Origin of the sequence: Diaphorobacter ruginosibacter (assembly GCF_014395975.1) — a bacterium.
Lineage (GTDB): Bacteria > Pseudomonadota > Gammaproteobacteria > Burkholderiales > Burkholderiaceae_C > Diaphorobacter_A > Diaphorobacter_A ruginosibacter.
In genome coordinates, this window is the sequence record NZ_CP060714.1 from 3,695,188 (window position 1) to 3,708,890 (window position 13,703).

The window sequence follows — 13,703 nt, forward strand, 5'->3', positions numbered from 1 at the left end:
CGTTCCCCCATCATTCCCCGGCCTGCACCGCAGGGCGCGACGCCCCCTGCTGCACCTGCGGCATGTGTTGCGCGCGGCGCAGCCAGCCCGGCCTCCGGCCCCATGCCGCGCGCACGCGATGGCGGGTGCGCTCCAGCAGCACGTAGACCACCGGCGTGGTGTAGAGCGTGAGCAACTGGCTCACGATCAGGCCACCGACGATGGCAATGCCCAGCGGCTGGCGGAGTTCCGCGCCATCGCCACGCCCCAGCGCAAGCGGCAGGGCGCCGAAGATCGCGGCCATGCTCGTCATGAGGATCGGGCGCAGGCGCAGGTCGCAGGCACGGTAGATGGATTGCGCGGGCGTGACATGGCCGCCCTTCTCGCGCTCGAGCGCGAAGTCGATCATCATGATGGCGTTCTTCTTGACCAGCCCGATCAGCAGGATCACCCCGATGAAGGCGATCAGCGAGAACTCCGTCTTGAACAGCATCAGCGCCAGCAGCGCGCCCACGCCAGCCGACGGCAGCGTGGAGAGGATCGTCAGCGGATGCACCAGGTTCTCGTACAGGATGCCCAGCACCAGGTAGATGGTGATGATGGCCGCCAGGATCAGCAGCGGCTGGCCTGCAAGCGCCTGCTGGAATGCACCCGCCGTGCCGCTGAAGCTGCCGCGTACCGATACCGGCACGCCCAGCTCCGCCACCGCCTTGCGGATGGCGTCGTTGGCCTGCGACAGCGACACGCCCGGCGCCAGGCTGTAGCTCACGGTGCTTGCCGGTGTTCCGCCCTGGTGGCTGACCGCAAGCGGCGTGTTGGTCGTCGTGATCTTCGCGAACGCGGTCAACGGGATCTGCTGCCCGGTCTTGTTCACGAAGAAGAATCCGCGCAGGGTCTCGGGGCTCTGCAGGAAGCGCGGAGCCGCCTCCATGACCACGCGGTACTGATTGAGCGGGTTGTAGATCACCCCGACCTGGCGCTGGCCGAAGGCGTCGTTGAGCGTGGAGTCGACCTGCGACATCGTCAGGCCCAGCCGTGCGATGGCGTCGCGGTCGATCACGAGCGATGTCTGCAGCCCGTAGTCCTGCACGTCGCTGTTCACGTCCTCGAGCTCGGGCAGCGTGGAAAGCACCTGCCGGATGCGGGGCTCCCAGGTGCGCAGGTCCTGGATGTCGTCGGCCTGCAGCGTGTAGTCATAGGCGGCCATGCTCTGCCGGCCGCCGATGCGGATGTCGGTCTGCTTGATCATGAAGAGCCGCGCACCGGGCTCGTCCTTGAGCTTCTCGCGCAACCGGTTGATCACTTCATCGGAAGACACCTTGCGCTCGGCCAGCGGCTTGAGCGACATGAACATGTTGGCTGAATTGCGCTGGCCGCCACCGGTAAAGCCGGTCACGTATTCGACCGCCGGGTCCTCCTGCACGATCGCCAGGAAACGCTTGATGCGCCGCTCCATGGCCTGGAACGACGTCGCCTGGTCGGCCCGGATGAAGCCCATCACGCGGCCCGTGTCCTGGTCGGGGATGAAACCCTTCTCGATCACGCGGTACAGCTGCACGTTCAGCGCGATCACGCCAAGCAGCACCAGGATGACGATGGGCTGGTGGCGCAGGCACCAGGCGAGCGACCGGCGGTAGACAACCATGGCGCGGTCTTCCGCGCGGCCGATCGCGGCGGACAGCCGATCCCAGGCGCGCCCGAGGCGCCCGCGCGTCGTCTGCATCTGCTGCCTGTTCCGCAGCCGTTCCTCCTCCTCGCTGCGCGAGCGCAGCAGCGCGGCGCACATCATGGGCGTGGTGGTCAGCGAGACCAGCATCGAGACCAGGATGGCCGAGGACATCACCACCGCGAACTCGCGGAAGAAACGCCCCACGATGCCCCCCATGAACATGATGGGCACGAACACCGCGATCAGGGAGATGCTCATCGACACCACGGTGAAGCCGATCTCGCGCGCACCATCAAGCGCCGCACGCACGGCGGACTTGCCCTTCTCCATATGGCGCATGACGTTCTCCAGCACCACGATCGCATCGTCGACAACGAAGCCCGTGGCCACCGTCAGCGCCATGAGCGAGAGGTTGTCGAGCGTGTAGCCGCACAGGTACATCACGCCGAACGTTCCCATCAGCGATGCGGGAACGGCCACGGCCGGGATCAGCGTGGCCCGCAGGTTCCGCAGGAACAGGAACACCACCAGAATCACCAGTGCGATGGAGATGACGAGCGAGCGTTCCACCTCCTCTACCGACGCCCGCAGCGTCGGTGTGCGGTCCGACACGACGGTGATGTCGATGGCCGCCGGAATCGACGCCTTGAGCTGCGGCAGCAATGCGCGCACACGCGTCACCGCCTCGAGAATATTGGAGTCCGGCTGCTTGAACACCTGCAGCAGGATCGCCGGCTTGCCGTTCATGACGCCGTAGTTGCGCACGTCCTGCACGGAGTCGGAGACATCGGCCACGTCCTGCAGCCGGATCGCATTGCCATTCGACCAACTGAGCACGAGGGGTGCATAGTCGGCCGCGACACGCGCCTGGTCGTTCGTGGCCACCTGCCAGTAATGGTCCTCGCGCTCCACCGCGCCCAGCGGCCTGTTCGCATTGGTGGCCGAGATCGCTGTGCGTACCTGCTCCAGCGATACCCCGTTGGCCGCAAGCCGTACAGGGTCGAGCTCCACGCGCACGGCCGGCAACGCGCCCCCCTGGATCGACGCCTGCCCCACGCCCTCCACCTGCGAGAGCTTCTGCGCCAGCACAGTGGATGCCGCGTCGTACATCTGCCCGCGCGTGAGCGAATCGGAGGTGAGCGCCAGCATGAGGATGGGCGCGTCGGCCGGATTGATCTTGCGGTAGGTCGGATTGCTCGGCATGCCCGAGGGCAGCAGCGTGCGCGCCGCATTGATGGCCGCCTGCACATCGCGCGCGGCGCTGTCCACGGTGCGGCTCAGGTCGAACTGCAGCGTGATGCGGGTGTTGCCGAGACTCGAACTCGACGTCATCTCGTTCACGCCTGCAATCGCGCCCAAGGCCCTCTCCAGCGGCGTGGCGACCGTGGCCGCCATGGTGTCGGGCGCCGCACCGGGCAGGCTCGCCGTCACGGAGATCGTCGGATAGTCCACCTGGGGCAGCGGTGCGACCGGCAGCAGGAAGTACGAAATCCCGCCCGCGAGCGCCAGCCCGATCGTCAGCAGCATCGTGGCGATCGGCCTGAAGATGAACGGCGCCGACAGGCTGGGCCAGCCCTTCATGGAGCCTCTCCCAAGCGGCGCTCCTCATCCTCCTGCTCGGGATGAGCGAGTTTCACGGGAGGAAGGCCGCGCTTGGCGCGCCACTTCTCCACCCAGCCCTCGAACGTCAGATAGATCACGGGCGTGGTGAACAGCGTGAGCAACTGGCTGACCAGCAGCCCGCCCACCAGCGTCACGCCCAGCGGATGGCGCAGTTCGCTGCCCACGCCGGTTCCCAGCATCAGCGGCAGCGCACCGAGCAGCGCCGCCAGCGTCGTCATGAGAATCGGGCGGAACCGCAGCATGCAGGCCTGGAAGATCGCATCATGCGCGTTGCGGCCCTCATCGCGCTGTGCCTCGAGCGCGAAGTCGATCATCATGATGGCGTTCTTCTTCACGATGCCGATCAGCAGCACGATACCGATGATCGCGATGATGTCGAGATCCAGCCCGAACAGCAGCAGCGCCAGCAGCGCGCCCACCGCCGCCGAGGGCAGCGTGGAGAGGATCGTCACCGGGTGGATCGTGCTTTCATACAGCACGCCAAGCACGATGTACATGGTGACCACGGCCGCCAGCACCAGCAGCAGCGTGTTCGACAGCGAAGCCTGGAACGCGAGCGCCGCGCCCTGGAAGCTGGCATCCACCGACAGCGGCAGCACGCCCTCCTCGCGCATCGTCTTCATCACATCCTGCACCGCCTGCACCGCATGGCCCAACGAGACGCCGGACGCCGTGTTGAACGAGATCGTGGCCGCAGGAAGCTGCCCCACATGGTTCACCGACAGCGACATGTTGCGCTCTTCGATCGAAGCGATCGAGGTGAGCGGCACCGGTGGGCCGCTGGTCGAGGTCACGTAGATCGATTGCAGCGCCTCGGGCCCGATCTTGAACTGGGGAGCCACCTCCAGCACCACGCGGTACTGGTTGGACTGCGTGAAGATCGTCGAGATCAGGCGCTGGCCGAACGCGTTGTAGAGCGCGGTGTCGATCGCCGATACGGTCACGCCCAGGCGGCTGGCCTGCGCGCGGTCGATCTTCACGTAGGCCTGCTTGCCCTGGCTCTGCACGTCGCTGCCCACGTCGAGCAGTTGGGGCAGGCCCTGCATGCGCTCCACCAGCGCCTGGGTGCTGCGCGTGAGCACGTCCATGTCGGGCGAGGACAGCAGCAACTGGTACTGCGTGCGTGCCTGGCGATCCTCGATGGTCAGGTCCTGCACAGGCTGCGCGAACAGCCGGATGCCCGGCACCCGGTTTGCATCGCCCGAGAGGCGGCGCACCACCGTGGCCACGGCGTCACGGTCGGCATGCGGCTTCAGGTCGATCAGCAGACGGCCGGTGTTCAGCGTGGTGTTCGTGCCGTCGACGCCGATGAAGGATGAGATCGACTGCACCGCCGGGTCCTTGAGCAATTGCTCGACGAGCGCCTGCTGGCGCTCGGACATGGCCGCAAACGAGATCGACTGGTCGGCCTCGGTGGTGGCCTGGATCGTGCCGGTGTCCTGCTCGGGGAAGAATCCCTTGGGCACCGCGAAATACAGCAGCGCGGTGATGGCAAGCGTTGCCAGGAAGACGATCCAGGTAAGTCCACGGTGATCGAGCACCCAGTGGAGGATGCGGCCGTATTGCTCGATCATCCCGTCGAAGAAACGGCCCGTGGCGCGGTACAGGCGGCCATGCCTCTCCTCGGGTGCGTGGCGCAGCAGGCGCGCGCACAGCATGGGGGTGAGCGTGAGCGAAACAACGGCCGAGATGAGGATGGAGACCGCCATCGTGATCGCGAACTCATGGAACAGCCGTCCGACCACGTCGCCCATGAACAGCAGCGGAATCAACACCGCGATCAGCGAGATGGTGAGCGAGATGATGGTGAAGCCGATCTGCTTGGCACCCTTGAGCGCCGCCTGCATCGGTGGTTCTCCACGCTCCACGTAGCGCGCGATGTTCTCGATCATCACGATGGCGTCGTCCACAACGAAGCCGGTGGAGATGGTGAGCGCCATGAGCGTAAGGTTGTTGATCGAGAAGCCCGCGAGATACATCACCCCGAACGTGCCGATCAGCGACAGCGGCACGGCGAAGCTCGGGATCAGCGTGGCCGTGGCGCTGCGCAGGAACACGAAGATCACCGCGACCACGAGACCGATCGCGAGCATCAGCTCGAACTGCATGTCCTCCACCGATGCCCGGATCGTCACCGTGCGGTCGGTGAGTATCTGCACATCGAGCGATGCGGGCAGCGTTTCCTTCAGCTGGGGCAGCAGCGTCTTGATCGCGTCCACCGTCTGGATCACGTTCGCGCCGGGCTGGCGGCGGATGTTCAGGATCACGCCCGCCTGCGACCCCTGCACGGGGTTCGCGGCCCACGCGGCAAGGCGCGTGTTCTCGGCATCATCCACCGTGTCCGCCACGTCGGAGAGCCGGATCGGATTGCCGTTCTTGAATGCGATGATGAGGTTGCGGTATTCGGCGGCGGACTGCAACTGGTCGTTGGCATCGATCGTGGACGCTCGCGACGGGCCATCGAACCCGCCCTTGGCTCCCTTCACGTTGGCCGCGGCAATGGCCGAGCGCACATCGTCCAGCGTCATCCCGTAGCTGGCCAGCGCGGTCGGATTCGCCTGGATGCGCACCGCCGGGCGCCTGCCACCCGCGATCGCCACGAGCCCCACGCCCTTCACCTGCGACAGCTTGGGTGCGAGGCGGTTCTCGACCAGGTCGTTCACGCGGATCACCGGAAGCGAGGGCGACGTGATCGCCAGCGTCAGGATGGGGGCGTCGGCCGGATTGACCTTGCTGTAGAGCGGCGGCATCGGCAGGTCGCTCGGCAACAGGTTCGTGCCCGCATTGATGGCCGCCTGCACCTGCTGCTCGGCCACGTCCATCGACATGTCCAGCGAAAAGCGCAGGCTGATCACGGAGGCGCCACCCGAGCTGACAGAGGACATCTGGTCGAGCCCCGGCATCTGTCCGAACTGGCGCTCCAGCGGCGCGGTGACGTTGGAGGTCATCACGTCCGGGCTCGCACCGGGGTAGAGCGTGGTGACCTCGATGGTGGGATAGTCCACCTGCGGCAGCGACGAGATCGGCAGCAGCCGGTATGCCAGGATGCCCGAGATGAGCACCGCCACCATCAGCAGGGAGGTGGCGATGGGCCTCAGGATGAAGATACGGGAGAGATTCATGGGGATCGCCGGTCAGTGTGCTGCTGCGCTAGGCTCCGCGCCACACGGGGTCAGCGGCCGGCCCCGGAGGCGGGTGCGGACACCGGTGGAGCAACATGCGCTGATGCAGGCATGGATGCGGGTGCGGGTGCGGAGGCCGCGGATTGCGGCGCACTTGCCGCCTCTCCCTTGGCCGCCCGCTCCTCCCGCATCTTCTGGAAGAACGCTTTGCGCTCCTCGGGCGACATGCTGGCCACCTTGGCACGGATTTCCGGAGGCAGGTTGCGCGGCATGCGCGGCGCACCCGCCGCATTCTGCACGGCCTGGTCCACCTTGGTGACCTTGTCCGACTCGATGATGGACACCTGCGCTCCTTCGCGCAGGCGGTCGATGCCGTCGGTGACCACGCGGTCTCCCGGCTGCAGTTCGCCCTGCACGCTCACGCGGTCGCCGTCGGTCACACCCACGGTGATGCGGCGCTGCGTGACCGTGCTGTCCGGCTTCACGAGATAGACGTAGTTGTTCTGCACCGCCGTCGTCGGCACGGTCAGCACGTCCTGCAGCAGGTTGACCTGCAGCTTCACGTTGACGAACTGGTTGGCAAACAGCCTGCTGTCGGCATTGTCGAAGGACGCCTTGGCCTTGACGGTGCCCGTGGTGGTGTCAATGGTGTTGTCGAGCGCATTCAGGCGCCCCTTGGCCAGCATCTGTTTCTGCTCACGGTCCCAGAGCTCCACCGGCAGGTCCTGCTTTTGAGTGATGCGTCGCGACAAGGCACTCACATGCGCTTCAGGCAGCGAGAACAGCGCATCGATGGGGCGGATCTGCGTGATGGTGACGATGCCGTTGGTATCCGACGGGTTCACCACATTGCCCAGGTCGGCCTGCCGCAGGCCCAGCCGCCCCGAGATCGGTGCCGTCACCCGTGTGTAGCCGAGCTGCAGCTTCGCCGCATCGACCTGCGCCTTGTCGGAGGCCACGGTCCCCTCGTATTGCCGTACCAGCGCCGCCTGCGTATCCACCTGCTGCGTGGCGATCGAGTCCTGTGCCTGCAGCTCCTTGTAGCGCTGCAGGTCGAGCTGTGCGTTCTTCAGGAGCGCCTGGTCGCGCTGGTACGTGCCTTGCACCTGGTTCAGCGCCGCCTCAAAGCTGCGCGGGTCGATCTCGGCGAGCAACTGGCCCGCCTTCACTTCGTCGCCTTCCTTGAAATGCAGCCTGATCAGCTCGCCCGACACCTTGGTGCGCACCACCGCAGTGGCCCGAGCGCTCATCGTGCCGATGGCGTTGACCAGCACGCGCACATCGCCGCGCTGCACCTCGCCTGCGGACACCGGCTGCACCTGCGCACCGCCACCGGGTGGCCCGCCGCGCTGCCCTCCCCGGCCGCCGCCTGCCGGCTGCGCTCCCGTCGAGGCCTGCCGGGCACCCGGTTCGGACGATGCCTTGTTCCGGTACCAGGCATAACCGCCCGCGGCCAGCAACACCACAACCACGGCCCCCACCACAAGACCGGTTCGAGCGCGTCCGTGCGATGAGCGAAGGGAAGACGCTCCTGCTCTGGCTCGTGGACTGGTGCCTGGGCTGGCGCTCGGGCTGGCGATGGGCGGGCGTTGTGGCATGGGTGCCTTGAAAGGGTCAGATGGTCGGCCGATGATAGCCATGGCCTGTAAACCATTGGTGAAGCCCGCGCGAATAAACTTGTCCGTGCCGCCGCCCCGCCACGGCCCCTTCCCAGGCCTTTGCACGCCGGGCGACTACACTTGCCCCTTTTCGACTTCCAACTTCCTGCCATCCTATGACGTACTGCGTCGCCATCAAGCTCCAAGCCGGGCTGGTCTTCCTCTCCGACTCCCGCACCAATGCGGGGCTCGACCAGATCAGCTCGTTCCGCAAGATGATGGTCTATGAAAACACGGGCGATCGCTTCATGGTGCTGCTCTCCGCGGGCAACCTGAGCATTTCGCAGTCCGTGCGCGAGATCCTGCAGGTGACCCGGCTGAACTGCAGCGACGGCGGCGAGCCGATCACCATCTGGAACGCCACCAGCATGTTCGACGTGGCCCGCGTGCTGGGCGCTGCCGTGCGCCGCATCCAGGAACGCGACGGCGAGGCCCTGCAACGCTCGGGCGTGGATTTCAATGTCTCGCTGATCCTCGGCGGCCAGATCAAGGGCGAGGGCATGCGCCTGTTCCAGGTGTACTCGGCGGGTAATTTCATCGAGGCGACCGCCGAGACGCCCTATTTCCAGGTGGGCGAATCCAAGTACGGCAAGCCGGTGCTCGACCGCGTGATCTCGCCCGAGACCCCGCTGGACGAAGCCGCCAAGTGCGCCCTGGTGTCCATGGACAGCACGCTCAAATCCAACCTATCGGTGGGTTTGCCGCTCGACCTGGTGCTCTATGAAGAGGGCCGGTTCGAGTCCGACAAGATCGTCTGCATCGACGAGCACAACCCCTATTTCCGCATGGTGCGCGAGAGCTGGGGCGAACGCCTGCGCGCGGTGTTCGACAGCATCGAGGATCCGGCGTGGAACGGCGGCCAGACCGATGTGCCCATCCGCGTCGAACCGCATCGCAACCAGCATCTCAAGAAGATCACCGGCCCCGAAGAAAAGCTGATCTGACCCTGCTCCCGGTATTCCTGCCCATCACACACAACGACAAGACAAGAGACACGCAGCATGCCCAGCATCGTTTTCTCCCATGGCAACAGCTTTCCAGGGGCCACGTACAGCGTACTGCTCGATGATCTGCGCCGCCGCGGCTTCGACGTGAGCGCGGTCGACCGCTTCGGGCACGAGGAGCGCTACCGTGTCACCAATAACTGGCCTCTGCTGGTTCAGCAACTGGCGGACTTCGCGGCGGAGCAGGTCGCGCGCGTTGGAGAGAAGGTCTACCTGGTGGGGCACTCGCTCGGGGGCATGCTGAGCCTGATGGCCGCTGCCCGCCATCCCGAGCTCGCCTGCGGCGTGCTGCTGATCGACTCGCCCGTCATCAGCGGCTGGCGCGCCACGGCCCTCGACATGGCCAAGCGCACACAGGTGGTAGGCGCTCTGTCGCCGGGCAAGGTGAGCCGCGCGCGCCGCAATGCCTGGGGCAGCACGCAGGAGGCCTTCGATCATTTCCGCAGCAAGAAGGCCTTTGCCCGCTGGGATGAACGTGTGCTGCGCGACTATGTCGAGCACGGTCTCGTGGACCATGCGGGCAAGCGCGTGCTGGCCTTCGACCGCGATGTGGAAACCGCCATCTACAACACCCTGCCGCACAACCTGGCGCCGCTACTCAGGAAACACCCCCTGCAATGCCCCGCCGCGTTCATTGGCGGGCTGGAGTCGGTGGAGATGCGCCAGGTGGGCATGGCGCTCACGGAGCGTGTCACGCAGGGCCGCATCACGATGATCGACGGCAGCCACCTCTTTCCCATGGAGCAACCGCATACGACGGCGGCCGCCGTCGAGGCCTCGCTGCGCAATCTGGCGGAAGTGGCCAGATCGCGCGCGGCGCGCGGCCCGCATCACTGAAGGGCCGGCAAGCCGCCTCCGCGAGGATCTCAGGCCAGCGTCAGGCCTCGGCCCAGGTCACCATGCCGGTGAACGCCGTGATCAGCACGATGATGCCGAACGCGATGCGGTAGTACGCAAACGGCACGAAGCTGTTGCTGCTGATGTAGCGCAGCAGCCAGCGCACGCACAGCCATGCGCTGATGAACGAGAAGATCAGGCCCACGGCAAACATCGGAATGTCTGCCGTGCTCAGCAACGCGCGCTCCTTGTAGAGGCTGTAGACGCCTGCGCCGATCAGCGTGGGGATGGCCAGGAAGAACGAGAAATCGGTGGCGGCCTTGCGCGAGAGGCCCAGCAGCATGCCGCCGATGATGGTGGAGCCGCTGCGGCTGGTGCCGGGGATCATCGCAAGGCACTGCACCAGACCGACCTTCAGCGCATCCATGGGTGTCATCTCGTCGACCGAGTTCACGCGCGTGGCTACGGCGGTGCGCTTTTCGGCCCACAGGATGATGAAGCCGCCCAGGATGAAGGTGGTGGCCACGACCACGGGCGTGAACAGATGCGCCTTGATGAATTTGCCGAAGATCAGGGCCAGAACCACCGCAGGCAGGAATCCGATGATCACGTTGAGCGCGAACTTCTGCGCCTTGCGCTGTGTCGGCAGCTCGACGATGGTGCTTCGGATGCGCTCCCAGTAGACCAGGATCACCGCAAAGATCGCTCCGGTCTGGATGGCGATGTCGAAGACCTTGGCCTTCTCGTCATCGAAGCCCAGCAGCGCACCCGCGAGGATCAGGTGCCCCGTCGAGGAGATGGGAAGAAATTCGGTCAGTCCCTCGACCACGCCCATGATGGCGGCCTTGAGCAGTAAAAGCAGATCCACGTTGATATCCAGACTACGAACGAAAGCGAAGATTATGTGCTTTCCCTGCCCGCGAAAGTTCCCGCCGGCCCCCGGTTACCGTTTGTTCCCGTGCAGGCCCTGCGGATTTGAAGCACACTCGCAGGAACAGGGTGCAAGCCCGCACAACACAGAGACATGCCAGCACCCAGCCCGTCGCCCCTGCCGCATGGCAGCACGCAGCCCTCCTCCGCACGCTCCACCGCCTGGGCCATGCTGCTCGCGCTGACGGCCGGCTTCGCCCTGAGCAATGCCTACCGCACCGTCGCAGCCATCCTCGCTGCCCCGCTGTCGAGCGAGCTGGGACTGACGCCCCAGGCGCTCGGTATCTTTGCCGGCAGCTTTCACTTCATGTTCGGAGCGATGCAGCTCTTCATGGGCATCGCCATCGACCTGTGGGGAGTGCGGCGCACGGTGCTGCTGGCATCGCCCCTTGCGATTGCGGGTGCCATCATTTCCGCGATGGCTCCCGGCTACGGCATGTTGCTGGCCGGGCAGGCGCTGATCGGCGTGGGCTGCGCTCCGGCGTTCCTGGCCTGCACCGTCTTCATCTCGCGCCATTTCCCGGTCTCGCGCTTTGCGTCGGTATCGGGCACGGCCATGGCCATCGGCACGCTCGGCATGCTGTTCACTGGCACTCCGCTCGCGTGGCTGGTGCAGAGCACCTCCTGGCGCGTGGGCTTCGGCGTACTGGCCTGCATGTCGCTGATCGCCTGGTGCTGGATCTGGCGCGTGGTGCACGAGCCCGTACAGCCCGAGGCCGCCGGTGCACGGAAGGAAACCATGGGCGAGGCCGTCAGGCGCTTTGGCTCGCTGTTCCTGATCCCGCACACCTGGGGCATCGTCACGCTGGGCTTCGTCGCCTATGCGGCCTTCATCAGCCTGCGCGGGTTGTGGCTCGGCCCGCTCCTGATCAGCCGCTACGATTTCTCGCTGGTGCAAAGCGGCAACGTGGCGCTGGTGCTGTCCCTCGTGGCACTGTGCGGTCCCATGGTGTTCGGCCGCATCGACCCCGGCCCCGACCACCGCCGCCGCTGGCTTGCCGTCTGCACGCTGGTCTTTGCCGCGCTGTTCGCCTTCATCGGGTTCTCGCACCATGCGGCGGCCAACATCGCCGCCTCGCTGGCCATCGGGTTCCTTTCGGGCTACCTGATCCTGCAATACGCCGACGTGCGCAGCGCCTACCCCGCCACGCTCACCGGACGTGCGATGGCCGCGTTCACCATGGCCATGTTCCTGGGCATCGCGGCGATGCAGTGGTTCACCGGTGCGGTGGCCTCGTTCGCCCAGTCACGCTCGATCGAGCCCTTCGGGCCGGTGATGTACAGCATTGCCGCGCTGCTGGTGCTGGCGGCCGTCGCCTTCGCATTGCTGCCCGGCCCGCCCAGGACGGCCGCCGCCTCCTAGAACGCGTTGACGATCTCAGAGCTGGCTGGCGTTGGAGCCATCGCCGCGATACAGCCACGGCACGTCCAGCAAGCGCTCGCCCAGCAGCCGTAGCGACATGTCGCGGCCAAAGCGCACCAGCCCGGTCGCATGGAAGATGCGGCCATTGCGGCGCGAACGCTCCTGCACGCGGGCATTGCGCTGCCAGCGGTTGAGCGCATAGCGGCGCAGGCGCAAATCGACGTCGAGGTCGTGCATGGACAGTGCGCGCTGCAGCTCGGCAGCATCCTCGATCGCCATGCCGGCGCCCTGCGCCAGATACGGACGCATCGGATGGGCGGCATCCCCCAGCAATGCCACCAGCCCCTGCGCCATGTCGTCCGGGCCTCGCACCGGCGGGCGGTCGGACAGCGGCCACAACCGCCAGCCATCGCCGATCTGCGCAACGGCACGCACGAGATCCTGCAGCGGTGCGCAGGTCTGCGCCAACGCCGCCTCCAGGTCGGCCGCATTCGCCCCATGGTCCCAGTGCTCCAGATCGGCGGGTGGCTCGCCATGCCGTATGGCGACCACATTCATGAGTTCGCCGCGGCGCAGCGGGTACTGCACTACATGCAGCCTGGGGCCCAGCCATGCGGTGACATGCTGCGTGCGCAGCGCCTGCGGCAGATCCTTCTGCACCAGCACGGCCCGGTACGCCAGATGCCCCGAGCTGCGCGTAGGCACCTCCCCCAGCAGCCGGGACCGCGTGCCGCTACGCAGCCCGTCCGCGCCGATCAGGGCATCGCCCTCCACCAGCGTGCCATCGCGCAGCCGGATGGTGACCACGCCATCGCCCTGCTGGTGATATTCCACCGGCTGGTTCAGGTTCAGATGTACGAGTGGTGAGTCCTGCACCGCATGCAGCAGCAATGCGTGCAGATCGGCACGGTGGATCGTGGCATAGGCCGCGCCATACCGCGCGATCGCCGCGGCGCCTAGCGGCAGCGCCGCCAGCTCATCGCCCGACACCGCATTGCGCACCTGCAGCCGATCGGGAAAAGCCGCCACCGCCTGCAGCTCGCGATGCAGCCCCCATGCCTGCAACCGACGCACCACGTTCGGCCCGATCTGGACGCCTGCCCCCACCTCGGAAAACGCCTGCGCCCGCTCGAAAAGACGCACTTCCCATCCGGCACGCCCCGCCGCCAGCGCCGCAGCAAGACCTCCAATGCCGCCCCCGGCCACCAAAATCTGTTTTTGCATGGCCACGATTGTGCTGCGGTGCCCTGCCCGAGCACAAATCCCACGGGAATAGTCGCCTGATTCAGGTCAATATCAGCATCCCCACACGAACAACCCACCGAAGCCGCAGGCTTCGTTTCCTCATTCCCGAAGGAACCAAGAAAAGGTTCATCGAACCTTTTCGAGGAAGAAGGCTCTCTGAACGACCGCCTGAGCAGCGCACGCCCGCCTTGAACCGTTCACAACAATGCTGAGATGGCCCCTCAGACGCGACGCAAAGGCGAAGACAGTACTTTGGTACGGCAAGCCTTTGCA

Annotated in this window: 8 protein-coding genes; 3 read left to right on the top strand and 5 right to left on the bottom strand. The window is 66.1% G+C overall.

What is annotated here, in order from left to right:
- Positions 1–10: 10 nt before the first annotated feature.
- The 3 genes from H9K76_RS16820 to H9K76_RS16830 are packed head-to-tail and all read right to left on the bottom strand — an operon-like array spanning position 11 to position 7,874.
- Complete coding sequence (locus tag H9K76_RS16820) at positions 11–3,229, bottom strand: efflux RND transporter permease subunit (RefSeq protein ID WP_187596476.1); 3,219 nt, start codon at positions 3,227–3,229, stop codon at positions 11–13.
- Entirely contained in the window at positions 3,226–6,393 is a 3,168-nt protein-coding gene (locus tag H9K76_RS16825; protein WP_187596477.1) for an MdtB/MuxB family multidrug efflux RND transporter permease subunit, read from the bottom strand. Before H9K76_RS16825 ends, H9K76_RS16820 begins: the two co-directional genes overlap by 4 nt.
- A gap of 50 nt (positions 6,394–6,443) precedes the next feature.
- Positions 6,444–7,874 carry an MdtA/MuxA family multidrug efflux RND transporter periplasmic adaptor subunit gene (locus H9K76_RS16830; RefSeq protein WP_246475085.1) on the bottom strand — a complete coding sequence of 477 codons (1,431 nt, stop codon included), beginning with the start codon at positions 7,872–7,874 and terminating at the stop codon, positions 6,444–6,446.
- Positions 7,875–8,167: 293 nt separating this feature from the next.
- Here H9K76_RS16830 and H9K76_RS16835 point away from each other — a divergent pair, with 293 nt between their 5' ends.
- Entirely contained in the window at positions 8,168–8,995 is an 828-nt protein-coding gene (locus tag H9K76_RS16835; RefSeq protein ID WP_187596479.1) for a proteasome-type protease, read from the top strand.
- A gap of 57 nt (positions 8,996–9,052) precedes the next feature.
- On the top strand, positions 9,053–9,892 hold the full coding sequence (locus H9K76_RS16840; RefSeq protein ID WP_187596480.1) for an alpha/beta fold hydrolase: 840 nt from the start codon (positions 9,053–9,055) through the stop codon (positions 9,890–9,892).
- 40 nt (positions 9,893–9,932) lie between these two features.
- On the opposite strand, the gene H9K76_RS16845 is transcribed toward H9K76_RS16840, so the two are convergent.
- The gene (locus H9K76_RS16845; protein WP_187596481.1) at positions 9,933–10,760 is read right to left on the bottom strand and encodes an undecaprenyl-diphosphate phosphatase; all 828 of its coding nucleotides are present in this window, start codon (positions 10,758–10,760) and stop codon (positions 9,933–9,935) included.
- Positions 10,761–10,916: 156 nt separating this feature from the next.
- Here H9K76_RS16845 and H9K76_RS16850 point away from each other — a divergent pair, with 156 nt between their 5' ends.
- Complete coding sequence (locus tag H9K76_RS16850) at positions 10,917–12,185, top strand: MFS transporter (RefSeq protein ID WP_187596482.1); 1,269 nt, start codon at positions 10,917–10,919, stop codon at positions 12,183–12,185.
- A 15-nt stretch (positions 12,186–12,200) separates the two neighbouring features.
- Here the strand turns inward: H9K76_RS16850 and H9K76_RS16855 are convergent, their stop codons facing one another.
- Positions 12,201–13,409: an FAD-dependent monooxygenase gene (locus tag H9K76_RS16855; protein WP_187596483.1), complete on the bottom strand. Its 1,209-nt coding sequence runs from the start codon at positions 13,407–13,409 to the stop codon at positions 12,201–12,203.
- Positions 13,410–13,703 lie beyond the last annotated feature (294 nt).

Bases quoted from the DNA above. Each gene is read 5' to 3' on its own strand.
- H9K76_RS16820 (WP_187596476.1), bottom strand. From the start codon at position 3,229: ATGAAGGGCTGGCCCAGCCTGTCGGCGCCGTTCATCTTCAGGCCGATC.
- H9K76_RS16825 (WP_187596477.1), bottom strand. From the start codon at position 6,393: ATGAATCTCTCCCGTATCTTCATCCTGAGGCCCATCGCCACCTCCCTG.
- H9K76_RS16835 (WP_187596479.1), top strand. From the start codon at position 8,168: ATGACGTACTGCGTCGCCATCAAGCTCCAAGCCGGGCTGGTCTTCCTC.
- H9K76_RS16840 (WP_187596480.1), top strand. From the start codon at position 9,053: ATGCCCAGCATCGTTTTCTCCCATGGCAACAGCTTTCCAGGGGCCACG.
- H9K76_RS16850 (WP_187596482.1), top strand. From the start codon at position 10,917: ATGCCAGCACCCAGCCCGTCGCCCCTGCCGCATGGCAGCACGCAGCCC.
- H9K76_RS16855 (WP_187596483.1), bottom strand. From the start codon at position 13,409: ATGCAAAAACAGATTTTGGTGGCCGGGGGCGGCATTGGAGGTCTTGCT.